Genomic DNA, 25,808 nt, shown 5'->3' on the forward strand with positions numbered 1-25,808 from the left:
GCGGCCCCACTCCTTCCGCCGAAATGGCCATTTCGGCGGAGACGCAGGTCAGGCGGGAGCGGCGACCCGGTCGTCGGCGGGCACCGCCGGCTCGGGGTGCCCGAGGTCGCTGAGCCAGCCGCGCAGCACCCGGTGCAGGTGCTCCGCGCCGACGAGCTCGCCGGGGTCGGCGAAGGACCGCGGGTGCAGCAGGAAGCCGTGCTGCTGCGGCCCGCCCAGGCCGCCGTGCGAGCCCACGTGCGGCTCGAACGGCGACGCCTCGTCGGTCTCCGGGTCGTACCGGCTGTTGACGACCACGTCGGGGCAGTGCGGGAAGCCCGACACCCGGGCGACCAGCGCCGCGGCGTGCTCGCCGTAGTCGGCCAGCGGGTCGGTGCCGATGACCACGCCGCTGTCCAGCCGGTGCAGCCCGTCCCGGCCGAGCACCACCGGCCCGAACTCCGTGGAGTGCACCAGCAGGAACCCGATGCCGGGGTGGTCGACCAGGGTCGGCAGCAGGTGCGGCCAGCGTCGCTCGATGGTCTCCAGCGGCACCCGGCCGGGGAGGTCGGCGAACGACACGTGCGCCATGTGGCCGGAGACGCTGACGACGACCCCGGGGGCCGCGAGGCGCACCGTCCCGTGCTCCCCGGCGGGGGTGGCGCCGGGCTCCGCGGGGGCGACCCGGCCGGCCCGGTCGCGCAGCCGGCGGGCGATCACCCCGCTGCCCTCGGCGAGGGCGGAGGTCACCTGCCAGGCCTCGGCCGACCGGCGGCTGTCCTCGATCGGTGCGGGGCGGCGCAGCCCGAGCAGCCGGCGCCGCGGGGCGGGGGCGACCGGACCGCCGCACAGCCGGCCGACCAGCTGCTCCACGGTCTCCCCGAACCGGTCGGCGAAGGCCTCGCCCTGGGTCTGCCCGTGGTCGGACAGGCAGACCAGGTGGTAGCGGCGCGGGGCGAGCTGGGCGGCCCGCCACAGCCGGCCGATCTGCTGGTCGATGGTGCGCAGCACCTCCAGGCTGTCGAACCGCTCGATGCCCGAGTGGTGGGCGACCTCGTCGTAGCCGAGGAAGTCCGCGTAGACGACGGGGCGGCCGGCGAGCATGTCCTCGAGCAGCGCGTTGACCACGACGTCGCGGGCGATGACCGTCGTGCCGGGCCGGGCGAGCGGGTAGAGGCCGCCGCGGCTGACCCGCGGGCGCACGTCCGCGCGGCGCTGCCGGGCCGCGGCCGACAGCTCCCGGTAGACGTCGACCAGCGACACCGCCAGCGTGCGCAGGGCGTTCACCGGGTTGGCGAAGTAGGCCTGGTAGCCGGCGCCGATGCGGTCCCGCGCCCGCCGTTCGCGCCGGGAACCGCTGGGCACGACGACGGCGAGCGAGCTCATGGTCAGCGAGACGTGCGGGGCGTCGCCGGTGAAGAGGTTGCCCCGCCCGGCGCCGTCCCCGGCGAGCAGGCCGCGGCCGTTCGAGTGCCGGCGCTCGACGTCCGCGGCGTCCTCCGGGCGGGAGACGGCGACGACGCGGCCGCGCTCCTTGTCGTACCAGCGGAAGCCGAGGATGTCGTCGTTCGAGCCATGCAGGATGCCGCAGACGCTGGCCCCGGTCTGCGAGCTCCAGTCGGTGTGCCAGGAGCGCAGCACGTGGCTGTCGGCGCGCAGCCAGGCGGCGAGGGTGGGCATCGACCCGTCCCGGACGGCGCGCCGGGCGACGTCGTACCCGAGGCCGTCGATCTGCAGGAACAGCACGCCCGGTGGGCAGTCGCCCAGGTCGGCGACGCCGCGCCGCCGGCGGGCACGGCGGAAGAAGAGCTCGTCCTCGTTGACCGCCAGCGCGCTGCTGACTCCCCCGGCGACGCCGGCCATGGCGACGGCGACGGCGACGCTGGTCCGGAAGGAGTGCACCTCGACGCCGGGCAGGGCGTGGAAGACCGCCAGGACGCCGGCCCCCAGCAGCAGGAAGCTGCTCAGGCCGAAGGTGAGGAAGGCGACCGGCAGGGTGATCCGGACGACCAGCGGCCACACGACCGCGACCAGCACGCCCAGCAGCAGCGCGGCGACCGGCGGGTGCCACCAGGCCCGCATGGCGAAGCCGGTCAGCCACTGGTCGAGCAGCACCAGCGCACCGGTGACCGCGGCCCACACCAGCAGCAGCCGGGCCAGCGTCCGGCCGCCGCGCAGCACCCGGCCGGACGGCGTCGCCTGGCTCACGGCCGCTCGCAGGCCGCCGGCAGCGGGGCGTCGCCCGATTCCGCTTTCGGCGCCGAAAGCAAGGCGCCCGGGTCCGCTTTCGGCGCCGAAAGCGAGGCGGTGGGGGAGTGGCGGTGGCGGTGGGCGGAGACGAGGTTCAGCACCAGGCCGACGGCGAGCACCAGCAGCGTGGCGATCAGCGTGGCGATCAGCGGGGAGTCGAAGATGCCGCCGCTGACCACCCCGAGCAGCGCGTAGGCCGTCGCCCACGTGGTGGCGGCGGCGAGGGAGGCGGGCAGCAGCCGGCGCCACGGGTAGGCCAGCGCCCCGGCGGTGACCAGCACCGGGATGCGCCCCGCGGGCAGCAGCCGGCCGACGACGACGATCTGCCAGCCGTGCCGGCGGAACTGCTCGCGCACCTCCGCGATCCGCTCGGGGTGCTGGCCGCGGGCCACCCAGCGCACCGCGGCGGGCCCGCCGAACCGGCAGACGGCGAAGGTCGCGACGTCGCCGGTCCACGCGCCCAGCACCGCCAGCAGCAGCACCAGCGGCAGCGCGAGGTGGTCGGTGGTGAGCGCGACCGCGGCGCCCGCGCCGACGACGGCGCCGGTGGGCACCACCGGCACGATCGAGCCGAGCAGCACGCCGAAGAAGACCACCGGGTAGCCGATCGCGCCGGCGTCGGTCCAGTTCACGGCCAGCACCTCCGCGGTCACGGCGGGGTCCCCGCGGGCAGGAGCACCGGGGCGCCGGGCTCGGTCAGCGCGACGGCGGTGGCCGAGCCGGCCGCGGCGACGGCGGCGGCGAACCGCCGCGGCGGCTCGGTGAGCAGCGTCCGCATCCGGGCCCGCCAGGGGCTGGGCAGCCGGGTGAGCCCGGCGAGGGCGAGCGTGCCCCAGTGCACCGGGACGGCGACCCGCGGGCGCAGCAGCCGCACCGCCTCCGCCGCGCGCTGCGGGTCGAGGTGTCCGGGCCCGAGCGTGGGGCCCCAGCCCCACACCGGCAGCGCGGCGACGTCGATCCCCTCGGCACCGAGGTCGGTCATGCCGGGGAACAGGTCGGTGTCCCCGGCGGCGTAGACCGTCGTCCCGGCGCCCTGCAGCAGGTGGCCGACGGCGGGGGCGTGCGGGCCGTGCGTGAGGCGCGGGCCCCAGCGGTGCCCGGCGTGCCGGGCCTCGGTGGCGGTCACGGTCAGCTCGCCGTCGGTGGTGCTCTGCCCGGGGGCGAGCTCATCGACGGCGGTGAACCGGTGCGCGCGCAGCCACGACCCGGCGCCGCGGGGCACCAGCACCGGGGTCGACCGGCCCAGCCGGCGCAGCGAGGGCAGGTGCAGGTGGTCGTTGTGCAGGTGGGAGATGACCACCAGGTCGACGCCGGCCCAGGTCTCCGGCGGCGGCGGCGGGGCGACCCGGCGCACCGGGCCCAGCCCCGCGGTCAGCAGCGGATCGGTGAGCACGGTCCGCCCGGCCAGCTCCACCCGCACGGTGGAGTGGCCCAGGAAGTGCAGGGACGGAGCGGTCACCGGGTCAGTATCGGCGCGGGGAGGCACCCCGGTCACCCCACTTCCGCGTGCGGGCGGGGCGCCGGGAGGGGGGCCACGACGGCCGAGGACGGGTGCCGCAGCAGGGCCGCCACCTGCGCGGCGGTCAGCCCGCTGGGCAGCACGGGCCCGGCGACGGCGACCTCCCCCTGCCGGCGGAGCTCGGAGAGCAGCTGCCGGGAGGTGATCTCCTTGGCCACGGTCGACACCTCGAAGCCGCGGGCGCTGCGGCCGATGGCGCCCAGCAGCTCCAGCGTCCGGTCACGGTCGCCGCCGGCCCACAGGTTGCGGACGTCGACCATGACCACCTCGAGGGGCAGCCGGGCGAGCTGGGCCCACAAGGTCGAGCCCATGCCGTAGTCGTCCAGGCCCAGCCGGACACCCGTGCGCTGCACGATGTGCAGCGCCGGGATGAGCGCGGCGGACGACGTCTGCAGCACGTCCTCGGTGACGAAGAGGGTCAGCCGGGACGGCGCCAGGTCGGCGGCGGCGAGCGCGGCGGCCACCTCGCCGGGCAGCTCGTCGGCGTGCACGAGCCCCGCGGGGAGGTCGACGGCGACCAGCAGCTGGTCGTCCAGGGCGGCGACGTCGGCACACGCACGGGTGAGCAGCCACCGCTGCAGCGCCGGGGTCTGGGCCTGCCGTTCGGCAGCCGCCCACAGCTCGGCGGCGGGCAGCACGCCGAGCTCAGGGTGCACCCAGACGGGCTGGGCGTGCAGCGCGGCCAGGATGCCGGTGTCGCCGTTGGCGATGGTGTCGAAGCGGAGCTGGACGTCGCCGTCGGCCAGCGCGGCGGCGACGGAGCTGGTGGCCGCGGCCTGGGACACCCGGTCCTCGCTGTGCACGCGCCAGCACCCCTTGCCGGCCTGCTTGGCGGCCCGCAGGGCGGCGTCGGCCTGGCGGAAGGCGAGCTGCCCGCCTCCGGGGTGCACCCGGCTGAGGCCCACGCTGGCCCCGACGCTGAAGGTGCGGTCGCCGACCCGGTAGGGCCGGGCGAGCACGTCCACCACCCGCTGGGCGGCCTCGGTGGCGGCGGCCTCGTCGCCGGCCAGCAGCACGGCGAACTCGTCCCCGCCGAGCCGGGCGACCAGGTCGTCGGCGCGCACCAGGCCCTCCAGGCGGCGGGCGACCTCGACCAGCAGCAGGTCACCGGCCTCGTGGCCGGCGGAGTCGTTGACCGCCTTGAACCCGTCGAGGTCGAGCACCAGCAGGGAGCGGTCCCCGGTGGCCGGGGACGCCATCTCCTGGAAGAGCATCGCGCGGTTGCGCAGCCGGGTCAGGTGGTCGGTGAACGCCATCCGCTCCAGCTCGCGCTCGCGGCGCCGGCGGGTCGTGACGTCGCGCAGGTGCAGCACCCGCCGGCCGCTGCCGGGCCGTTCGTGATGGGTGACCTCCAGGTCGCGCGGTTCGCCGCCGGCCGGCAGCACCCGCAGGTGCAGTGGCGGGGTGGCGTCGACGACGGCGGCGGTCAGCTCGCGGGCGACGCGGGCCCGGTCCTCCTCGGGCAGCAGGTCCAGCAGCAGCGGGTGCGGGGCGGCGTCGGAGAGCCCCAGCAGGGTGCGGGCCGCCGGGGAGGTGAACTCCAGGCGCAGGTCGGCGCCGACGATCGCGACGCCGTCGGAGCTCGCCTCGACCAGCCCGCGGAAGTCCTCCTCGCTGCGCACCAGTTCCTGGGCCATCCGGCCGCTCTCCCGGATCCGCAGCGCCGTCCGGACCAGGAGCAGCAGGGTCAGCACGGCGGTGCAGATGATCTCCCCGGCGCCGATGGGCAGGTCCAGGACGACGGCGAGCAGCAGGGTCACCGGGACGCCCACCAGGGCGAGGACGACGATCGCCACGCCGGCGGCGTTCACCCGCGGCACCGGCTCGGTGCTCGCGGCCGGGTCGGTGGGTGCGGGGCCGGTCGGGGCCAGCGCCACGGCCCGCAGGCCGGTGGCCAGGGCCAGCAGGACGGCGACGTCGGAGACGGCGACCAGCGCCCCGGCCGGGACGAGGAACTCCGTGGCCACCAGCGCGGAGCCGAGCCCGATCAGCCCGGTCATCTGGATGATCGCGGTCGCCGACCGGTGCACCGCCTCGGAGGACACCGTGCACAGCGCCCCCACCGCCCCGATCGCGACGGCGGGGTAGAGGCCGTAGGCCAGCACCACCGGCTGCAGGTGCGGCGCGAGCGCGCCGGGGGCCAGCGCGGGGGAGAGCACCAGGACGTCGCCGACGATCACCAGGGCGACGGTGACCGTCAGCCCGTCGACCACCAGGATCGGCCACCGCGCGCCCCGCACCCGGCCGCCGATCAGCGCCGCGCTGACCAGCGGGCCGAGGGCGGCCAGGAGCATGAACGCGTCGGCGGGCCGCAGCCCGTCCGCCGAGGCGCCGTTGCCCGCGGCGGCCAGCACGCTGGCGGCGGCGTAGAGCAGTGCGCTCGCGCCGAGCACCTGCCAGGGCAGCCGGTCACGGCGCTGCATCGCGCGGGTGAGGCGGGCGCAGTGCCAGGCCGCCCAGCTCCCGAAGACGGCGAGCACCACGTCGTCCCACTGGGGCAGGGCGCCGGCCGGGCTGAACGGCAGGGTGACGGCCAGCCCGGCCAGCGTCAGCAGCACGGGCAGCCGCAGCTGCGGTCCCCGGTGGCCGTTCACCCCGTCGCCCCGGGGGTCTCGCGTCCCGCGGCGGTGCCGGCCGCGCCGCGGTCCGCGGGGTCGCCTGCGGCGCCGTCGGGCAGGTCACCCGTCAGGGCCCCGGGAGGCAGCGGGCGGGCGAGCAGGTAGCCCTGGATGAAGCGGTGTCCCATGTCGCGCAGCAGCTGGAGCTCGGCCGCGGTCTCCACGCCCTCGACCACCACGGCCAGGCCCAGGCTGGTGCCCAGGTGCAGCACCGAGGCGCACAGGGCCCGGCGCTGCTGGTCGTGCTCCACGTCGGCGAGGAACTGCCGGTCCATCTTCAGCACGTCGATCGGCAGGCCGACCAGGTAGGCCAGCGAGGACCAGCCGGTGCCGAAGTCGTCGACCGCGATGCGCACGCCGAGGCGGCGCAGCAGCTCCAGGTCGGCGACGACGTGGCCGTCGTCGAGCAGCACGGACTCGGTGATCTCCAGGACCAGCCGCGAGGCGGCCAGCCCGCTGTCCTCCAGCGCGGTCAGCACGTCGTCCACCAGCTCGCCGGTGCGCAGGTGCCGGGCGGAGACGTTGACGGCGACCGCGAGGTCCTCGTGCGGCAGCCCGGCCACCGTCGCGGTGGCCTGGTGCAGCACCCAGCGGCCCAGCTCGGTGATCAGCGCCGACTCCTCGGCCAGCGGCACGAACTCCGCGGGGGAGACCTCGCCGTACACCGGGTGCCGCCAGCGCAGCAGCGCCTCCACCGACGTCGTCCGGTGCAGGGCCAGGTCGACGACCGGCTGGTAGACCAGGTGTAGCTGGTCGGCGGCGAGCGCCTGCGCCAGGTCGGCGCGCAGCGCCTCCTCGCGGTCCTGGTTCATCCGCAGCGCGTCGGAGTGCCGGCGCACCCGGCCGGGGCCGGCCGCACGGGCACTGCGCAGCGCCAGGTCGGCCCGGCGGAGCGCCTCGCCGGCGTCGGTGTCGGAGGGCAGCCAGGTCACGCCGGCGGCTGCGGTCAGCCGCACGGTGCCGCTGCCGGTGAGCACCGGCTCGACGGCCGCGACCAGCCGCCCGGCCACCGTCTCGGCGTCGGCGATGGTGCCCTGCACCAGCACGGCGAACTCGTCGGCGCCGGCGCGGGCCAGCCAGTCGTCGCCCCGCAGGGCACGGCTGAACCGGGTGGTCAGCTCGCGCAGCACGCGCTGGTCGCCGTCCGGGGCCAGCCCGGCGACGCCGAGGACCACCAGGGCGGCGGCTCCCGCCGCGGGGTCCCGGAGCGCGGCGGTCAGCCGCTGGGTGAGCGCGGAGCGGTTGGGCAGGCCGGTGGCCGGGTCGGTGGTGCTGAGGGCGGTGACGTCGAGGTCGGCCGGGCGCGGGGAGGCGGCGCTGACGTCCCGGCAGTACAGCACCAGCGCGCCGACGTCGGGGTCGCCGCGCAGGTCGCGCACCTGGGCCCGGATCAGCCGCCAGCGGCCGTCCAGGTGCTGGATGCGCGCGGTGCGGGTCTTGGTGTCCGTGCCGTCGGGCTGCGGGGCCGCGAGCGCGGCGATCAGGCCGGGTGCGTCGTCGGGGTGGACGGCGTCGGCGATGGCCAGGCCCACGGTGCGCTGCGGGTCCAGCCCGAGCAGCTCGGTGATCGAGGGGGAGACCCACCGCACCCGCAGTTCGTCGTCCAGGATCACGATCGGGTCGGCGCTGCCCCGCACCAGCGTGCGGAAGTACGCCTCGGAGCGGGTGAGGTCGGCGGTGAGCTGCCGCTGCGCCCGCCAGGTCACCGCCTGGTGGACCATCAGCACCCCCAGGCCGACCAGCGCCAGGGCGGTGCCGGTGATCGTCAGGTCCCCGGTGACGGGCACGCTGACCAGCAGCAGGCCGCCGCCGACCACGGCCGTGGCGTGCGGCAGCAGGGCGCCCAGCGCCGAGCTGCTGTGCGGGGCTCCGCTGCGGGCGGGCGCGGAGCGGTCGGTGCGCACGGCGATGCCGACCAGGCAGAGCCCGAGCACGCTGAGGGAGCAGGCGAGGTACTGCACCGGCCCGGGGCCCGACGTGACGGAGGCGAAGCCCGAGGCCACCGAGGCGCAGCACTGCGCCGCGAACACCAGCAGGCCCACCCGCCGTGCGGCCGGCGGGCTGGCCGCGACCAGCAGCAGCGAGCAGCCGGTGCCGATGGCGATGGCGAACAGCAGCGCGAACATGGCGATCGTCCCGGTCCGGGACAGCAGGCCGCTGTCGGCGATGGTCAGCCGGTAGATGGTGTGCACCGTCAGCAGGTCGGCGATGACGAACAGCACCAGCGAGGTGAGCAGCTGGGCGCGGTGCACCCGCAGCCGGCGCAGGTCGATCAGCCGGGTGATCGCCGCCACGACCACCAGCTGACCGGGGATGCTGCCCAGCGCGGTCTGGCCCCAGGGCACCAGCATCCCGGCCACGGCCGCACCGCCGCCGCCGAGGCCGACCGAGAGGGCGTACCAGCGCCAGGCGGCCGGGTGGGCGCTGTGCGCGGCCCCGCGGGCCAGCAGCACGGTGGCCCCGATGATCACCGCGAAGTTGAGCGCGACCGGGGCCATCGGGCCGAGCGCCGGGCCGGCCGCCGCCGTCACCAGTCCGGCGGCGAGCGCTAGCAGCAGCGCACGGCCGAGCCGCGGTGCGGCCGCGGCCCGCCGGGTCGGGGCGGTCACGGCCCGCGCCGGGGCGGCGAGGACTCCTGTGGTCACCTCCCCGTGTTCGGGACCGCGCGGGCACTGCTCCACCGCTGCCGCCGTCTGCTCACCCCTCGGGGGGAGTGGTACGAACGAGGCGTGCAGCCCGCGGATCGACCGGACGGCGACCGGGTGGTGCGCCCCGGGCCGCTGCGGTGGCTGGTGTACGCCTTCGGTGGCCGGCTGCCCGCCCGGTACGGCCCCTGGGTGCTGCACGACACCACCACGCGCACCTGGGCCTGGCGGCACGTGGCGCGGTCGCTGGTGCAGCTCGCCGTCCCGGTCACCCTGGTGCTCCTGCTGGTGCCCGGCCCGTTCTGGATCCGCGGCATGGCCGCCCTGGGCGGGGTGGCGATGGGGCTGATCTTCTCGCTGGCCTACATGACCGAGACCACCGAGCACCGGCTGGTGCGGGCCGGCTACCCCGCCGGCACCGCCGCGGCCGCGCACGACCGGGCGGCGCAGCAGCGGCTGGCGGCGGAGTCGGTGCGCAAGCGGGAGGCCGCGGCCCGCCGGGCGGCCCGGTACCGGGGCGAGCGCTGACGCACGCGCCCGCCGTCGTCGTCCGGTTCCGGGCCGGTGCCGTCTGCCGCTGCTGCGGCGAGGGTTGACCCGGCTGAGGTGAGGGTTGACCCGGCTGAGGTGAGGGTGAGCCGTGCCACAGCGCGGCTCACCCTCCGGTGGGGCGGCTCATCCCTCCCCGCGGCCGTCGTCCGCAGCCGCGCCGGGTGTCGACCCGACTCGCCAGACGGGGGAGTCGGACGCGCGAGGTGCGGGATCAAGTGGCAAGCTCGGCCCCGTGAAGACGTGGCTGGATGCATGGCCGGTGTTCCGGCAGCTGACAGGTCCTGATCCGCTGGGGCGTGGCAAGGCCGCGCGCAGCAAGGCGACCGAAGAGGTGGTCAGCCGCACGGCCACCGCCGACCGGGTGGTGCAGTCGGTCTGCCCGTACTGCGCCGTCGGCTGCGGCCAGCGGATCTACGTGAAGGACGAGCAGGTCGTCCAGATCGAGGGCGACCCCGACTCGCCGATCAGCCGCGGCCGGCTCTGCCCCAAGGGCAGCGCCAGCAAGCAGCTGGTCACCAGCCCGAGCCGGGTCACGACGGTCAAGTACCGCCGTCCGCACGGGACGGAGTGGGAGGACCTCGACCTCGACACGGCGATGGACATGATCGCCGACCGCGTCCTCGATGCCCGCCGCAAGGGCTGGCAGGACGAGGTCGACGGCCACCCCGTCAACCGCACGCTGGGGATAGCGAGCCTCGGAGGGGCGACCCTCGACAACGAGGAGAACTACCTCATGAAGAAGCTCTACAGCGCCATGGGCGCGATCCAGATCGAGAACCAGGCCCGCATATAGCACTCCGCGACGGTCCCCGGTCTGGGGACCTCGTTCGGTCGTGGTGGCGCCACGAACTTCCAGCAGGACCTGGTGAACTCCGATTGCATCGTGATCGAGGGTTCGAACATGGCCGAGTGCCACCCGGTCGGCTTCCAGTGGGTCATGGAGGCCAAGGCCCGGGGCGCGAAGGTCATCCACATCGACCCGCGGTTCACCCGCACCAGCGCGCTGGCCGACCTGCACGTGCCGCTGCGCGCCGGCACCGACATCGCCTTCCTCGGCGGGCTGATCAAGTACGTCCTGGACAACGACCTGGACTTCCGCGAGTACGTGGTCGCCTACACCAACGCGGCGGCGATCCTGCGTGAGGACTTCCAGGACACCGAGGACCTCGACGGCCTGTTCTCCGGGTTCGACCCGGAGACCGGGCAGTACGACGAGACCACCTGGCAGTACGAGGGCGTGAACCTCCCCGCCTCGGCGGGTCAGCGCTCCCCGAGCCAGCCGGGCGGGTCGGCCTTCCGCGAGGGCGGCAGCGACCGCCCCGACGACGCTGCCGACGACGGCACCGACGACGAGACCGAGGGCGTCAAGGAGGCCGACCAGCAGCAGGGCGCCCAGGGGTCGGCCGACATCCACGGCAGGCCGGAGCGGGACGAGACGCTGCAGCACCCGCGGTGCGTCTTCCAGGTGCTGAAGCGGCACTACGCCCGGTACACCCCGGAGATGGTCGCCGACATCTGCGGCATCGAGCCGGAGGTGTTCCTCAAGGTCGCCGAGTGGGTCACCGCCAACAGCAACCGCGACCGGACGACGGCGTGGGTCTACTCGGTGGGCTGGACGCACCACACCGTGGGCGTGCAGTACATCCGGACGGCGTCGGTGCTGCAGGCGCTGCTGGGCAACATGGGCCGCCCGGGCGGCGGGATCCTGGCGCTGCGCGGGCACGCCAGCATCCAGGGCTCCACCGACATCCCGACGCTGTTCAACATCCTGCCCGGCTACATCCCGATGCCCCACGCCCAGCAGCACACCGACCTGGACAGCTTCTGCTCCTCCGCCGACGACCGGATCGGCTTCTGGGGCAACATGCGCTCCTACACGGTGAGCATGCTGAAGTCCTGGTGGGGCGACGCCGCGACGGCGGAGAACGACTTCGCGTTCAACTACCTGCCGCGGCTGACCGGCGACCACGGCACGTACACCACGGTCGCCGACATGATCCAGGGCAACGTGCCCGGCTACTTCCTGGTGGGCGAGAACCCGGCGGTGGGCAGCGCCAACGGGCGCATGCAGCGCTTCGGGCTGGCCAACCTGGAGTGGCTGGTCGTCCGCGACCTGCAGATGATCGAGTCGGCGACGTTCTGGAAGACCGCCCCGGAGATCGAGACCGGTGAGCTGGTCACCGAGGACATCGCCACCGAGGTCTTCTTCATGCCCGCGGCCACGCACGTGGAGAAGGAGGGCACCTTCACCCAGACGCAGCGGCTGCTGCAATGGCGGCACAAGGCGGTCGAGCCGCCGGGCGACTGCCGCAGCGACCTGTGGTTCTACTTCCACCTGGGCCGCAGGCTCCGGGAGAAGCTGGCCGGCTCCACCGACCCCCGGGACCGCCCGCTGCTGGACCTCACCTGGGACTACCCGACGCACGGGGAGATCGAGGAGCCCAGCGCCGACGCGGTGCTCCGGGAGATCAACGGCTACGGCCCGGACGGCGAGATGCTGTCGACCTACCTGGACATGAAGGACGACGGGTCGACCACCGGTGGCTGCTGGATCTACACCGGCGTCTACGCCGACGGGGTGAACCAGGCCGCCCGGCGCAAGCCCGGCCGGGAGCAGGACTGGGTCGCCGCCGAGTGGGGCTGGGCCTGGCCGTCGAACCGCCGGGTGCTCTACAACCGCGCCTCGGCCGACCCCGACGGCAAGCCGTGGAGCGAGCGCAAGGCCTACGTCTGGTGGGACGAGGAGGCCGGCAAGTGGACCGGTCACGACGTCCCCGACTTCGAGGCCACCAAGCGGCCGGACTACGTGCCGCCGAAGGGCGCGACCGCGCAGGCCGGCCTGGGCGGTGCCGACCCGTTCGTCATGCAGGCCGACGGGAAGGCCTGGCTGTTCGTGCCGGCGGGGCTGGCCGACGGCCCGATGCCGGCGCACTACGAGCCGGCCGAGTCGCCGGTGGAGAACGCGCTGTACGGCCAGCAGGCGAACCCGGGCCGGGAGGAGATCCACGCTGCGTACAACCGGGGCAACCCGCCGCGCAGCGAGGTCTACCCGTACGCGATGACCACCTACCGGCTGACCGAGCACCACACGGCCGGTGGGATGAGCCGCACGCTGCCCTACCTGTCCGAGCTGCAGCCGGAGTTCTTCGTCGAGGTCAGCCCGCAGCTGGCCGAGGAGCGTGGGCTGGAGAACGGCGGCTGGGCGACGCTGATCAGCGCCCGGACGGCGATCGAGGCCCGGGTGCTGGTCACCGAGCGGATCCGGCCGATGAAGCTGAAGGGCGGCCAGGTCGTCGAGCAGATCGGCATCCCCTACCACTGGGGTGAGCAGGGTCTGTCCACCGGCGACTCCGGCAACGACCTGTTCGGCGTCGTGATGGACCCCAACGTGCACATCCAGGAGACGAAGGTCGGCACCTGCGACATCCAGCCCGGGCGGCGTCCGCGCGGCAAGGCGCTGGTGCAGTACGTGGAGGACTACCGGATCCGGGCGGGCGTGCAGTCGGGCCTGATCCCCAGCGGCGGCCGGGTACCGATCGAGGAGGGGACGAGCTGATGCGGCTCGACCCGATGGAGGAGGAGCGCTCGTGACCACCGTCAGCTCGGCGAGCCCGGCGCTCACCGGCAACGACCCGGCCAACCGGCTGTACGGTCCGCTGCCCGACGTGAGCGGGGAGGCAGGGTACGAGGACGACCACCCGGCGCGGGTGGGCTTCTTCACCGACACCTCGGTCTGCATCGGCTGCAAGGCCTGCGAGGTCGCCTGCAAGGAGTGGAACACGCTCCCGATGGACGACTCGCACGGCAACCGGGACGCGATGGGCCTGTCCGGGATGTCGTACGACAACACCGGCATGCTCGGGGCCAACTCCTGGCGGCACGTCGCCTTCGTCGAGCAGAGCCGGGCGGTCGACCTGCCGATGCCCACGATCGGGCTGCCGGGGGCGGAGGGCGCGGGCAAGCACGGCGAGAGCCAGGCCCCGGGTGACGCGCACGCCACGTCGCACGGTGGCAACGCCGACGGCGGGCTGACCGCGCAGTCCAGCGTGCTCAACGCCGAGGCGCTCAGCGAGTTCGACCCGCAGACCGGGCACTCGGCCGACCGGGAGATCCGCTGGCTGATGTCGTCGGACGTGTGCAAGCACTGCACGCACGCCGGCTGCCTGGACGTCTGCCCGACCGGGGCGCTGTTCCGCACCGAGTTCGGCACCGTCGTGGTGCAGGGCGACATCTGCAACGGCTGCGGCTACTGCGTGCCGGCCTGCCCCTACGGCGTGATCGACAAGCGCAAGGACGACGGCCGGGTCTTCAAGTGCACGATGTGCTACGACCGGCTCACCGACGGGCTGCAGCCGGCCTGCGCCACCGCGTGCCCGACCCAGTCGATCCAGTTCGGTGACCTCGACGAGCTCCAGGCCCGGGCCGACGCCCGGCTGGCCACGCTCAAGGAGCAGGGCGTGGAGACCGCCCGGCTCTACGGCCGCGACGAGAACGACGGCGTCGGTGGCGCGGGGGCGTTCTTCCTGCTGCTCGACGAGCCGGAGGTCTACGGGCTCCCGCCGGACCCGATCGTCACCACCCGCGACCTGCCGTCGATGTGGAAGCACGCCGTCGGCGGGGCGGCCATGGTGGTCGGGTTCGCGCTCACCGCCGTGCTCGGCTCGCGGAAGGGGCCGCGTCGATGACCGAGGGACTCGTGACGCCGGGTGCCGGCTGGCGGCGGGCCGACGGCCCGCCGGCGCAGGCGCGGGAGAAGAAGCGCCGCAAGGGCGGCCGGCGCGGCGGGAGCCGCGACGGCGACCCCACCGTCGACGAGGCCGAGTTCACCTCGTACTACGGCCGGCCGATCATCAAGCCGCCGGTGTGGAAGACCCCGGACGTGCCGCTCTACCTGTTCCTGGGCGGTGCCGCCGGTTCGTCCGCGGTGCTCGGGGCGATCGCCGACGCCAGCGGGCGCCCGACGCTGACCCGGGTCGCGCACTACACCGCCGGTGGTGGCGCGCTCGCCTCGGTGGGGTGGCTGATCCACGACCTGGGCCGGCCGGAGCGGTTCCTGCACATGCTGCGGGTGCTGAAGCCGACGTCGCCGCTCTCGGTGGGCTCGTACATCCTCGCGCCGTTCAGCGCGCTGACCGCGGCGACCGCGGGCCTGCAGCTGCTGGAGGCCTTCCCCGGCCTGCAGAAGTTCGGGCTGCGGCGGATCTCCCGCTGGTTCCCCGCCCTGGAGAAGCTGACCGGCGCGAGCTCCGCGGTCTTCGGCGGCCCGATGACCACCTACACGGCGGTGCTGCTGGCCAACACCGCGGTCCCGTCGTGGCACGCGCCGTACAAGGAGCTGCCGTTCGTCTTCGCCGGCTCGGGGATGGCCGCCGGTGGCGGCATCTGCATGGCGTTCACCCCGGTCGCCGAGGCGGGGCCGGCGCGGAAGATGGCGGTCGCCGGTGCGGCGGTCGAGCTGGCCGCGATGCACAAGGTCGAGCACGACCACGGCATCGTCGGCGAGCCGTACCAGGTGGGCTACGCCGGGAAGCTGATGAAGGCGGCGAAGGCCTGCACCGCCGGCGGCGCCGGCCTGACCGTGGTGGCCGGCCGCACCCGGGTGGGGGCGGCCGTGTCCGGTGCGCTGCTGGCCGCCGGCTCGCTGCTCACCCGGTTCGGCGTCTACGAGGCCGGCATGGCCAGCGCCAAGGACCCGAAGTACACCGTCGTCCCGCAGCGCGAGCGGATCGCGGCCCGCGAGGCCGGTCGAGGCGCCACGATCGACGGCACCGAGGGCAACGTCCGCCACACCGGTGAGGCCAGCACCATCACCCGCTGAGGACGCGGTCGACCTGAACTGCCCCGCACCGCCGCTGGTGGTGCGGGGCATTTCGCCGTCCCGGGGCCAGTCAGGCGACCAGGTCCTCGGCGGTGGGCGCCGGGCTGGCAGCCGGCGTTCGCGCCCGGGTGGCGGCCGGCGCGGGTGCCGGTGCCGACGGGTCCTCGACCGGCACGGTCCACTCGATCTCGTCGATCCGACGCAGCGTGCGGCCGATGAACGGCCCCACCAGACAGATCAAGCCGACCCAGACGATGAGCAACCAGACCCACCACGTCATCTCGCACCCCGTGCTCGTAGGAGCCGCAGCGTGGCGGACCGCAGTTGGTCGGGGCAACGGATCCGGCGCGGTGTCATCCCGACGGGTGAGGCTGCCCGGCGGGCGCGCTCATGGCGTGGCTGCTGCCGCCGGCCGGACGCCGCCCTATCCTCCGGGGGTGCACACCCAGATCAGCCGCCGGACCGTCCGGTGCGCTGCGCCCACTGCGTTCGCCGGTGCCGTGCCCGCGCGTCAGCCAGGCGCCCGATGAGCTGGGCGACCTGCCGGTGCGGCCATCCGAGGACGGCGCACCAGCACTACCGTCGGGGCACCGACTGCGCGTTGTGTGACTGCCCGCACTTCCGCCGTGCGCTGCCCTCGCCGTTCCGGCGGAGCTGATTCACGCTCGGTGGAGCAGTCCGGACGTGCGCCGTCCGGCCGACAGGTGTCGTACGCGTGAGGTCCCTGTGACGGACGGGTCCCGTGCGGCGATCGCCCTGGTCACCCACCCGACCGGGTGCCTACGGTTCGGGCGTCGATCGAGGGCGGGGTGAGCGCGTGTCGCGCAGATGGTCCAGGAGAGCGCGCCGGGTGTCGCTGTCGCGCCGCCGGTACTCCGGGGTGCTGCGCGCTCTGGTCGCCATGGGCGGTTGTGCCGTCCTGACCGGCGCGGCGCTGCACACGGCTCCCGGGACTGAGGCTTCCGCGGCTCGGCCCGAGGTGGTCGTGGACGCCGGCGCCGCCCCGGTCACCGGCGCCGCGCCGACCAGCGGGTCGGGGTGGGCGAGCGGGGGAGGAGCCGTGTCGGACGACGTCGAGGGGGTGCCCAACCGCCCTGGCCAGGTGCCCGCGCGGGGCACGTCCGTGCCGGTTCCCGTCCCCGCGGGCACCCCGACGCCCGCGGTGCCCATGCCGGACCCGCAGGCAGCTGCTCCCGCGCCCTCATCGGTGGCCGACGGTCCCGCCGTCGTGGCGCCCGCCCGGCCCGTCGCAGGTGGTACGACCACGACACGGCTGACCGCCGGCCGGGCCGCGGTGCAGGAGTTCGACACCGACGTGGCACTGGGCGCATGGCCGGGTGACGGTTCCGCGCCCTCCGCCTATCCGGGGATGCTCAGCTACCGGGACGGCAGCGAGGCCACCAACGGGGCCGGGGGGGCCGAGGGCGTCTATCACCCCTCGAAGGTGCTCAGCGTGCACGACGGCGTGCTCGACTGGTGGTGCCGGGATGCGAAGGCCGCGGCGGTCCTGCCGTTCGGCTACGAGGGCTTCACCCATGGCACCTACACCGTGCGGATGCGCACCGACGACTTCGCCGGCTACCACATCGCCTTCCTGCTGTGGCCGACCTCGGACCGGTGGAGCCACGAGCTCGACGGGCCGGAGGGGGAGACGTCCGACGCGCACCCCTACCCCGCGGTGCTGCAGGGAACCGACCCGGTCAGCTTCGCCCCGACGCAGCGGGTGGTCACGCCGGCCTCGTGGCACGACCCGGTCATGCACGACTACACCTGGCAGTGGGGTCCGGGCTTCGTCGCGTTCTACCAGGACGGCGTGCAGGTGACCCGGGTCACCACGAACGTGCCCGACGAGCCGATGCGACCGGTTCTGCAGGTCGAGTGGTCGAACTCCGGTGAACGCCCCGACCCAGCGGTCTCGGGGCACGTCTACGTCGACCGCATCTCCTACGACCCCAGGTGGACCATCCCGGTCGCGTGACCCGGGTGGCGGGCCCGGATGTCATCCGCACGGATGGCATCTGGCCACTCGAGGGCGGCGAAGACGGCGGTGCGGCTGCGGGGCGTGGTAGACGAGGAGTCGTGCACCCCACGAACTGCGCCTGCGCCGGCGGTCCGCTGAGCGCCGGACGCCTGCTGGGGGCGGCGGCGTGAGCGCTGTGGCCCCGCCGCCGGCGATCGAGCCCCGGACGGACGCCCCGGCGCCCCGGAGGCCGGCGCTCTCGCCAGTCGACCACTGGCTGTCCGTGGTGGCCGTCCTCACCTCATTGCTCGCGCTGGTCGCCATGGTCGGGCTATCGCAGGTGGGCGGGACGGCGTCCAGCGCCATCCGCGGGGTGTTGGTGCTGCTGTTCTGGATGACGGGGCCGGGCGGTGCGCTGCTGGCCCGCCTGCGGCTGACGCCCCTGACCAAGGTGGCGCTGACCCCACTGGTCGGGCTGGGGCTGCTGCTGGTCCTGGGCAGCGTCGGCACCTGGACCGGGGTCTGGGTGCCCAGCGCGGCCACGGCGGCCGTGGCGGTGCTGGTGCCGACCGTGGCCAGGGCTCAGCTGCGGGGCCTCGCGTTCCGGCTCCCCCGGTTCCCGAGGCCGCGGCGCAGCACCGTCGTCCTGGGCGTGCTGCTGCTCGCCTCGCTCGGTGCGTGGGTCGCCGCGCTACCGGCCGTCGACGACGCCGCCCCGTCGGTCTACGGGTTGATCGTCTCCGGTCCGGTCGCGCTGCCGCTGTCCGTCGCCGGTGTCACCCTCGTCCTGGTGGCCGGGATCCGGCTCCGTCGTCCCGGTGTCGTCGCCGCTGCGGGCGCCGGGTTCGTCGTGGTGCTGCGGGCCACCGCCTCGGTGGTCGGTGCGGTGCCCACGGAGGCCTGGACCTACAAGCACGTCGGAGTCGTCGTCGAGCTCCAGGAGCAGCACCACCTGCTGGCCGGCAACGACATCTACATGCACTGGCCGGCGATGTTCGCCGGTGCCGCCTGGTTCAGCGACGCCACCGGCGTCGCGCCGCTCGACCTGGCCCGCTGGATCACGCCGCTGGTCCACGTGCTGTTCGCCCTGCAGGTCGCGGCGCTGGCCCGCGTGCTGGGCGCTGACGTGCTGGGCACCGCCACGGCCGGGGCGCTCGCGGTGGTGCTCAACTGGGTGGGGCAGGACTACTTCGCCCCGCAGGCGATCGCCATCTGCCTGGCCGGTGGCTTCCTGCTCGCCCTGGTGCAGTCCCGGGGCAGCCGCACCCACGCCGTCCTGGCCGTGGCCCTGTTCGCGGTGATCGTCCCCACGCACCAGCTCACGCCGTTCTGGCTGCTCGGCGTCGCCGTGGTGCTGGCCGTGTTCCGCCGGGTCCCGTGGCTGCTCCCGGTCGTGCTGTTGCTGGTCCTGGTCGGCTACGTGCTGCCGCGCTACGACGTGGTGGCCTCCTACGGGTTGTTCACCGGGTTCGACCCGGTGGGCAACGCCGCCAGCAACGTGCCGGTGTCGGAGGGCGCCGGTCAGGCGGTCGGGAGCCTGTTCGCCCGCGGGGCGGCCGCGCTGACCTGGCTGTCCACCCTGCTGGTGCTGGCGGCGCGCCAGCACCGGATCGGCTGGCGGCGGCTGTTCCGGTCGGAGGGGGTGCTGGTGCCCGGGATCGTGGCGTTCGCCCCGTTCGCGATCCTCGGCGGCCAGAGCTACGGCGGTGAGGCCGTCCTGCGGGTGGTCCTCTACTCGACCATCGGCTGCGCGGTGGTGCTGGGGCCCGCGCTGGCCCGGCTCCTGGCCCGGCCGACGGGGCGCACCGGCAGCGCGGTCCCGGCGGCCGCGGGGGTGTGGGTGCTGGTCGTCGTGGCGCTGGCGTCCCAGACCACCTACGGAACGTGGTCGCTGAACCTGATCCGCCCGGCCGACGTGGCCGCCGCCCGATGGCTCGCCGAGGAGCACCCGGACGACCTGGTCATCCCCGTGCTGTGGAACTGGCCCGGGCGCATCGCCTTCGACTACCAGCGGTACTCGGGTGAGAACGCGACCACCGACGCGTCCCTCGACTCGTTGCTGCGGGTGCTGGCCACCGAGACCGGCCAGGACCCGGACGAGCCGACCCTGGACGCGCTGGCGCAGGTCGTGCGTGCCCGGCCGGCGAGTGGGGTCTGGCTCGTGACCACCGGGACCATGCGGACCTGGGACGAGTACTACCGCGAGTTCGTGCCCGGCTCCTACGCACAGCTGCTCGCCGACGTCGAGGACAGCCCGGACTGGGAGTTGGTGCGGACCGACGGCGACGTGCGGGTCTGGGCGTGGAGCGCCGGGACGGACTGACCGTCCCTCATGTCGGCACGTGCACGGTGACCCAGTCCACCTGCACGTGGCCGGCGGCGTCGGCCGGCGGCTCGCCGAACGCGGTCTCGGTCTGGAGTACCCAGTGCATTGGGGTGCGGGGACTGCTCGGTGAGGAGGCGACCTCTCGGCCGTCGAGGGAGAACGTGACGGCGTCGGCGGCCCACTCGATGGTCGCCACGTGCCAGTCGGCGAAGTCGGCCAGCCCCTCGGTCCTCAGGTCGAACACCCCCGGTGACCCGACCAGCAGGTTGGCCGCGTAGAACTCGCCGTCCAGCTCCCCTTCGGGGAAGTCGACCTCCCCCTCGGCCCAGACGTCGGAGTCGGGCCACAGCAGCCACGCGGTCTTGTACCCGGGCACGGGGTCGGCGCGGAACCGGACGCTGAACCGGCCGTGGACCAGTCCACCCCACCGTCCGCCGACCAGGGGTACCGGCGCGGCCACCAGCGGCACGCCGGCCTCGGTGCGCAGGTACATGTCCAACACGCCGTCGGCCACGGAGACGACCCGGCTGGTGGCGTACCAGCCGGTACCCGCGGTGTCGGCGAAGCCCTCGTACCCGGTCCACCGGTCACCGTAGGCGCGACCCGGGAAACCGCCCAGGGGGACGTCGGCGCCGAACTCCTCGGCGAAAACCAGCTGCCACCCCGGCAGGTCGCCGGGGCCCGGGGCGCCGGTCGGTACCGAAGCCACCGGGCCGGCGACCAGCAGGAGGGCGCTCAGGGCGGCCGCCGCGGCCCGCGGGCCGGCGCGGCCGGGCCGGGTGACCGGCTGCCGGCGCGGGCACTGCGTCGCCGCCGCGGGGGAGGTCATGGCCTGTTGTAGCCCGGCCCGGTGGCCGGCAGCGCGTCCGGGGCCGGACGATCACCCCATCGGACCACGCCCGGCCGGGTGCCGTGGTCGCGGGCTGGCGACGCCTCATGGGTCCCCTCGCCCGACCCCGTGCCCGCCTCGGGTCGGAGGCTCACTCCTCCCAGGTCACGCCGCTCCGGAGCACACGAGCGGGCACGCCCCCCACCATGGTCCCGGGCGGCACGTCGCTGGTGACGACCGCACCGGCCGCGACGATCGCGCCGCGTCCGATCGTCACGCCCTTGAGCACCATCGCGCGCATCCCGATCCACGCGTGGTCCTCGATGCGGATCGGGGCGGTCATCGGCTTGCCGTCGACCGCGTGGTCGTCGCTGTCGCGCAGCACGGCCCCTTCCGCCACGAGCACGCCGCGCCCGATGCTGATCGACTCGTAGCAGTTCACCCGGACGTCGTTGCTCATGCCGCTGCCGTCGCCCAGCTCGAGTCGGGCGCCCGGGTTCACCTCGACCCGCGTGCCCGAGCAGATGCCGAAGAAGCCGGGCACCTCGACATGCGCTCCGCGGTGGACCAGGAAGTGGCCCGGGAAGAGCCTGGCCCCGCTGTGCCACTGGTAGCCGAGGACCAGCCTGCCGCCCTCCTGGACCCGTACGGCGCCGGTCCGGGCGATGCGCACCCTGGTGCGGCGGAAGCACAGGACCCGGCCCCGGCTACGGAGCGCGATGCCTGGCTTGAGGCGCACCAAGTCACGCGGTGAGATCACCCCGTGACCGTAGGGGGCGTGACCGACCCCGTCCTTCGCACGGGCAGGCGCACACCTCGGATGGGTGACGGCAGCAGTTGCCGGTGACGACTCGGCGGTAGCGTGCGCCAGCCGGCTGCGGGATCGCCGTCTGCCCGGCCACGACGGGAGAGATGACGTGACGTCCCAGCACTCCGGCACCGCGCACGGCACCGGTCCGACGCCCCCCTGGGGTGCGACCTGGTGCCCCGAGCTGGAGCTGTCCGGCGATCCCGGACTCCGCTCGGTGATCCCGTTCGCGGGGCAGCCGCACGCCCGCGTGCTGGTACGCCTGCACGGTGACCCGGTGGGCTACCTGCCGATCCTCACCGGAGGGACGGAGCCGACGCCGGCCGACGTGGCCCGGCTGGCCGCCGAGCGGTTCCACGCCGAGGTGTCGGCGCACCTGGCCGCCGAGGGCACCGAGTGGTCCGGCGGCGGGGTGCCGGCGCCGCGGCCGGGGTGCCCGGCCCTCGCGGACGACGACACCCTCGTCTCGGTGGTCGTCTGCACCCGGGACCGCGGCAGCGTGCTGGGCGCCTGCCTGGAGCGGCTGCGGGCGCTCACCCACCCGCGGCTGGAGGTGGTGGTGGTCGACAACGCCCCCAGCGACGGCAGCACCCACGAGCTGGTGACCGCGCTGGCCGCCGAGGACCCCCGGTTCCGGTACGTCGTCGAGCCGCGCCCGGGGCTCTCCTGCGCGCGGAACAAGGGGCTGGCCGAGGCGCGCGGGGACGTCATCGCCTACACGGACGACGACGTCGCGGTCGACCCCGGCTGGGTGCAGGGGCTGCTGCGCGGGTTCGCGCGGGGTGCCGACGTCGGCTGCGTGACCGGCCTGGTCGCCACCGCCGGGATCGACACCCCCGAGGAGGCGTACTTCGACGCCCGCGCCGTCTCCTGGTCCTCCCGGCTGCGCCCCGAGCAGTTTGACCGGGCGGGCACCGGCCGGGACGGCGACGTGCTCTACCCCTATTCGGCCGGCGTGTTCGGCACCGGCGCGAGCCTCGCCTTCGACGCGGCCTTCCTCCGGGACCTCGGCGGGTTCGACGAGGCGCTGGGCGCCGGTTCCCCGACCAAGGGTGGGGAAGACCTCGACGCCTTCCTGCGGGTGCTGCGGGCCGGTCGGGTGATCGCCTATGAACCGTCCGCCGTCGTCTGGCACCACCACCGCGCCGACCCGGACGGACTGCGCCGGCAGGTGTTCGGCTACGGCACCGGGTTGGGCGCCTTCCTGACCAAGTGCCTGCTGCAGCCGGGTACGCGGGGGGAGCTGCTCCGCCGCATCCCGGTCGGGATCGCGCGGATGGGCGCGATCCGAGCGCAGACCGACGAGCGGTTGCCCGCGGGTGCCGCCGCCCCGGGGGGCGCCCTGCTCCGCGAGCTCGCCGGTCTGGTGGCCGGGCCGGTGCTGTACCTGCGCGCGCGGCGTGCCGTGGCGTCGGCTCAGCCGCGCCGGGCGCGCAGCCGGGCCAGCGCGTAGCTGCCGGCGGTCAGGGCCGTCCCCTCGACGATCGTCCAGGCGCGCGCCGCCCCCGAGGGGTCGCCGCGCAGCACGTCGGCGAGCCCGCGGAGCACGCCCCGGGGGAGGGTGCGGACCACGTAGCCGCGTTCGGACTGCAGCGCGGCGTCCTGCCCGGCGAGCCGGCTGACCACGGCCTTGGACCGGCCCTCGCCGCGGCACCGGCGGCGGAAGTAGGCGCGGGTCACCCGGTCCGGCGACACCTTGTGCCGGCACTCGGCGGACGGCGCCAGCACGACGCGGCTGCCGGGCTGCTCCCGGCGGGCGCGGATGGCGAACTCGGTCTCCTCGCAGCCGGCGGCGTCGGCACCCATCCGGCCCATGTCGGGGTCGAACCCGCCGGACCCGAAGGAGTCCCGGCGGAAGCTCATGTTCGCGCCGATCGGGTTGCGGATCTCCGCCGGGCCGGTCGGCAGCCCGGTGTAGCTGCAGCCGACGACCCAGAGGAACTCGTCGGGGAACCAGGACGGCCGTGGCGCCTGCCAGTCCGGCACCACGTGCCCGCCGACGCCGATCACCGCCGGGTCGCGGTAGGCGGCCAGCATCTCCTCGGCCCACGTGGGGGCGGCTACCGCGTCGTCGTCGAGGAAGGCCACCACGTCACCGGTGGCCGCGGCCGTGCCGGTGTTGCGTGCGCCGGACAGGCCCCGCGGACCGCTGCTCGGCAGCACCGTCACCGCCGGGAACTCCGCCCGGGCCCGGGCCAGCAGCAGGTCGTTGTGGTCGATGACCAGCAGCACCTGGTCCAGGGGCCGGGTCTGGGTGAGCAGGCTGGTGACCGCCTCGGCCAGGGCGGACCAGCGGTCCAGCGTGTAGGCGCAGACCACCCCGGTCACCGTGGGGGTCGCCGGCTCGGCGGCGGGGGTCGTGCGGGTGGGCTGCTGGTCGGTCACCGGTCTCCTCGCGGGACGGGGGAGGTCGCGGGCAGCCAGAGGCTAACCGTGCGCACCGTGGTCGGGGCTCTCCGCAACGGGTGAGCGGCGGGTCGGGGGTGGTGCGACGCGGTGGTCGCGCGCCCGGCGCCGGACGGCGAGGGCGGTGACGACGACGAGCGCAGCGGCGTAGGCCCCCCAGGGGATCCGCACGCCGGTGTCGGCCAGGGGCCACAGCAGCGGCACGCCGGGCCCGATGGCGACGTCGCGGGCCAGGTGCAGCAGCACGCCCAGGGCGAGGGCGAGCAGCGGCCGCCGCCACCGCCGGGACGCGGCGCCCAGGAGCGCCAGCGCGGCGACGGTGAGCAGCGCGTGCGTCACCGGCCGCCCTCCGGGGGTCGCCGTGGGCCCGCCGAAGAGGTACAGCGGGATGTGGTCCAGGTCGATGGCCACCGCACCGGCCAGCACCCACCCGGTCGGCACCCGGTCCGAGAGCCAGGGCGCCGCGGTGAGCACGAGCCACGCGGTGATCAGGTGCGCCGGCTCGTCGAGCAGGCCGATGACCGGGATCGGCCAGTCACGCCCGGCGGCGATCGCGTCGAGCGCCACCAGCGCGGACAGCGCGACGACCGGCCATGCCACCGGCAACGCCGACCGGCGGGGCTCGGCTCGGTGCCGGGCCCCGCCGGTCGCCGACATGCTGGTCAGGCGGAACGGGTGGCGGCGCCGTCGGCGGTGGCCACCGGCTCGGCCGTCACCGTGGCGGAGATGAGGGCCGTGTTGGGCGTGAAGGCCACGTTCGGCGTGCGCGCCAGGCTCGCCGGCGCGACCTCCTGACGCGGCTCGGGGACCGCGACGGCGCCCCCGGACACGGCCACCTCCGCGAGGTAGGCGGGTTCGGGCTTGCGGCCCTTGCCGTTGAACCGCTCGACGACCAGGGCGCGCAGCACGCGCAGACCGTCGCGCCAGGTGTTGAGGTTGCTCTGGCCGTGCAGCCGCTTGAACTCGTAGCTGGGCACCTCGACGATCCGCAGGCCGGCCTTGGCGACCCGGGTGTTGATCAGCGTCTCGATCTCGAAGCCGTCGCCCCACAGCTTCCCGGTGCGGCGGCGGTCGGAGTGGTCGAGCTCGAGCGCGGCGATGCAGCGGGACCAGAAGGCGTTGTAGCCGTAGCAGAGGTCGGTGTACCGGGTGCCGAACAGCGTGTTGGCGACCCGGTTGAGCCACCGGTTGCCCCAGGCACGCACCCGGGTGATGTCGGCGCTGCCGCCCCCGTTGGCGAACCGGGTGCCCTTGGCGAAGTCGGCGCCGCCGACCAGGGCGGCGACGAAGTCCTCGATCTCACGCGGGTCGGCCGAGCCGTCGGCGTCGAGCATGACGACGATGTCGCCGGTGACGGCCGCGAAACCACAGCTCATGGCGTTGCCCTTGCCGCGCCGGTTCTGCAGCACGATCTTCACGTCGTCGCGCAGGGACTGCGCCACCGCGACCGTGTCGTCCACGCTGTGGCCGTCGACGACGATCACCTCGTGTACGTCGGCGGGGAGCAGGCCGAACACGTGCGGGAGGTTCTTCGCCTCGTTGTAGGTGGGGATGACCACGCTCACCCGCGGCGGGGAGGTGGGCCCGACCGGAGTACGGGGGTGCAGGTCGATCACCGTGGGACGGCTCATGCCCGGGTCCTCTCGTAGGGGGCACGGGTCCGGTTTCGCCTCTGCTCTCCGCCGGGCTATGGCGACCACGTGTGCGCCCGGCGGGTCATCGCTCACCCGTTGTGCGTGGTAGTGCTGCGCGGCTCCGACCGGTTCCCGGGACGTCGTCGTCCTCGGCGGCCTGGCCGCGACCGGGGGACGGTGACTCTGCGTCGCCGCGGTGGTCAATTCCTATCGGGATCTCGTGGATCTTGTCCACCCTCGGTGCTCTCCTTCACCCCGCCGGGTGCTCATCGCTCACCGTGGGTCACCCGAGTGGTGGGTGTGTGGCCCGGCGGTGGCTCCCTCGCCGTCGCGGTCGCCCACCTGCCGGGTGACCGGCCGGACGTCCGCCGAGCGGGGAGCCGCCACCTGCCCCGGCCGGGTGACGGGCGCACGCCGGGAGCCGCACGTGGGGCGGTCGCCCTCTTAACCTGACCGGCGAGCGA

At 74.9% G+C, this 25,808-nt stretch carries 17 protein-coding genes and 1 pseudogene; 7 read left to right on the top strand and 11 right to left on the bottom strand.

All coding sequences use genetic code 11. The annotated features are described in order from the left end of the window. Window positions 1-48: 48 nt before the first annotated feature. From ACI79A_RS02240 to ACI79A_RS02260, 5 genes are read right to left on the bottom strand one after another with little or no spacing between them, the layout of a single operon-like run. On the bottom strand, window positions 49-2,187 hold the full coding sequence (locus ACI79A_RS02240) for a phage holin family protein (protein WP_457079470.1): 2,139 nt from the start codon (window positions 2,185-2,187) through the stop codon (window positions 49-51). Next, window positions 2,184-2,882 (bottom strand): DedA family protein, encoded by a 699-nt coding sequence (locus tag ACI79A_RS02245; RefSeq protein WP_457079472.1) that lies wholly within the window; start codon window positions 2,880-2,882, stop codon window positions 2,184-2,186. Before ACI79A_RS02245 ends, ACI79A_RS02240 begins: the two co-directional genes overlap by 4 nt. After that, window positions 2,879-3,688, bottom strand: a complete 810-nt coding sequence (locus ACI79A_RS02250) for an MBL fold metallo-hydrolase (protein ID WP_457079474.1) — start codon at window positions 3,686-3,688, stop codon at window positions 2,879-2,881. Before ACI79A_RS02250 ends, ACI79A_RS02245 begins: the two co-directional genes overlap by 4 nt. 32 nt (window positions 3,689-3,720) lie before the next feature. Further along, window positions 3,721-6,306 carry a diguanylate cyclase domain-containing protein gene (locus ACI79A_RS02255; protein ID WP_457079476.1) on the bottom strand — a complete coding sequence of 862 codons (2,586 nt, stop codon included), beginning with the start codon at window positions 6,304-6,306 and terminating at the stop codon, window positions 3,721-3,723. Window positions 6,307-6,338: 32 nt separating this feature from the next. Beyond that, entirely contained in the window at window positions 6,339-9,011 is a 2,673-nt protein-coding gene (locus ACI79A_RS02260; protein WP_457079478.1) for a putative bifunctional diguanylate cyclase/phosphodiesterase, read from the bottom strand. Window positions 9,012-9,095: 84 nt separating this feature from the next. On the opposite strand from ACI79A_RS02260, the gene ACI79A_RS02265 reads away from it, so the two are divergent. The 4 genes and pseudogenes from ACI79A_RS02265 (at window position 9,096) to nrfD (ending at window position 15,381) form a co-directional block, all read left to right on the top strand. Then, complete coding sequence (locus tag ACI79A_RS02265; protein WP_457079480.1) at window positions 9,096-9,539, top strand: DUF5313 family protein; 444 nt, start codon at window positions 9,096-9,098, stop codon at window positions 9,537-9,539. 256 nt (window positions 9,540-9,795) lie between these two features. Then, a pseudogene (gene fdh / locus ACI79A_RS02270) lies at window positions 9,796-13,119 on the top strand (formate dehydrogenase). Between the two features lie 31 nt (window positions 13,120-13,150). After that, window positions 13,151-14,248 carry a 4Fe-4S dicluster domain-containing protein gene (locus ACI79A_RS02275; protein ID WP_457079482.1) on the top strand — a complete coding sequence of 366 codons (1,098 nt, stop codon included), beginning with the start codon at window positions 13,151-13,153 and terminating at the stop codon, window positions 14,246-14,248. After that, window positions 14,245-15,381, top strand: coding sequence for an NrfD/PsrC family molybdoenzyme membrane anchor subunit (gene nrfD, locus ACI79A_RS02280; RefSeq protein ID WP_457079484.1), 1,137 nt, complete (start codon window positions 14,245-14,247; stop codon window positions 15,379-15,381). Before ACI79A_RS02275 ends, nrfD begins: the two co-directional genes overlap by 4 nt. Before the next feature lie 70 nt (window positions 15,382-15,451). Here the strand turns inward: nrfD and ACI79A_RS02285 are convergent, their stop codons facing one another. After that, window positions 15,452-15,661 carry a hypothetical protein gene (locus tag ACI79A_RS02285; protein WP_457079486.1) on the bottom strand — a complete coding sequence of 70 codons (210 nt, stop codon included), beginning with the start codon at window positions 15,659-15,661 and terminating at the stop codon, window positions 15,452-15,454. A 948-nt stretch (window positions 15,662-16,609) separates the two neighbouring features. Between ACI79A_RS02285 and ACI79A_RS02290 the strand changes: the two genes are divergently transcribed. Then, window positions 16,610-17,359, top strand: a complete 750-nt coding sequence (locus ACI79A_RS02290) for a glycoside hydrolase family 16 protein (RefSeq protein WP_457079488.1) — start codon at window positions 16,610-16,612, stop codon at window positions 17,357-17,359. A gap of 268 nt (window positions 17,360-17,627) precedes the next feature. Further along, window positions 17,628-19,664 (top strand): hypothetical protein, encoded by a 2,037-nt coding sequence (locus tag ACI79A_RS02295; protein ID WP_457079491.1) that lies wholly within the window; start codon window positions 17,628-17,630, stop codon window positions 19,662-19,664. A gap of 7 nt (window positions 19,665-19,671) precedes the next feature. Here ACI79A_RS02295 and ACI79A_RS02300 read toward each other — a convergent pair whose 3' ends face one another. Both ACI79A_RS02300 and ACI79A_RS02305 read right to left on the bottom strand, forming a co-directional pair. Further along, window positions 19,672-20,496 (bottom strand): glycoside hydrolase family 16 protein, encoded by an 825-nt coding sequence (locus ACI79A_RS02300; RefSeq protein ID WP_457079493.1) that lies wholly within the window; start codon window positions 20,494-20,496, stop codon window positions 19,672-19,674. A gap of 151 nt (window positions 20,497-20,647) precedes the next feature. Next, a complete protein-coding gene (locus ACI79A_RS02305; protein WP_457079495.1) occupies window positions 20,648-21,169 on the bottom strand; it encodes an acyltransferase in 522 nt (173 codons plus the stop codon). Window positions 21,170-21,413: 244 nt separating this feature from the next. Here ACI79A_RS02305 and ACI79A_RS02310 point away from each other — a divergent pair, with 244 nt between their 5' ends. Further along, on the top strand, window positions 21,414-22,757 hold the full coding sequence (locus tag ACI79A_RS02310) for a glycosyltransferase family 2 protein (RefSeq protein ID WP_457079497.1): 1,344 nt from the start codon (window positions 21,414-21,416) through the stop codon (window positions 22,755-22,757). On the opposite strand, the gene ACI79A_RS02315 is transcribed toward ACI79A_RS02310, so the two are convergent. Genes ACI79A_RS02315 through ACI79A_RS02325 form a run of 3 tightly spaced genes read right to left on the bottom strand, consistent with a single transcriptional unit; the run spans window position 22,721 to window position 25,341 of the window. Further along, entirely contained in the window at window positions 22,721-23,689 is a 969-nt protein-coding gene (locus ACI79A_RS02315; protein WP_457079499.1) for a glycosyltransferase family 2 protein, read from the bottom strand. The genes ACI79A_RS02310 and ACI79A_RS02315 overlap by 37 nt on opposite strands. Before the next feature lie 42 nt (window positions 23,690-23,731). Further along, on the bottom strand, window positions 23,732-24,367 hold the full coding sequence (locus ACI79A_RS02320; protein WP_457079501.1) for a metal-dependent hydrolase: 636 nt from the start codon (window positions 24,365-24,367) through the stop codon (window positions 23,732-23,734). A 5-nt stretch (window positions 24,368-24,372) separates the two neighbouring features. Beyond that, complete coding sequence (locus ACI79A_RS02325) at window positions 24,373-25,341, bottom strand: glycosyltransferase family 2 protein (RefSeq protein ID WP_457079503.1); 969 nt, start codon at window positions 25,339-25,341, stop codon at window positions 24,373-24,375. Window positions 25,342-25,808 lie beyond the last annotated feature (467 nt).

It is taken from the genome of Modestobacter sp. SYSU DS0657 (genome assembly GCF_054050925.1).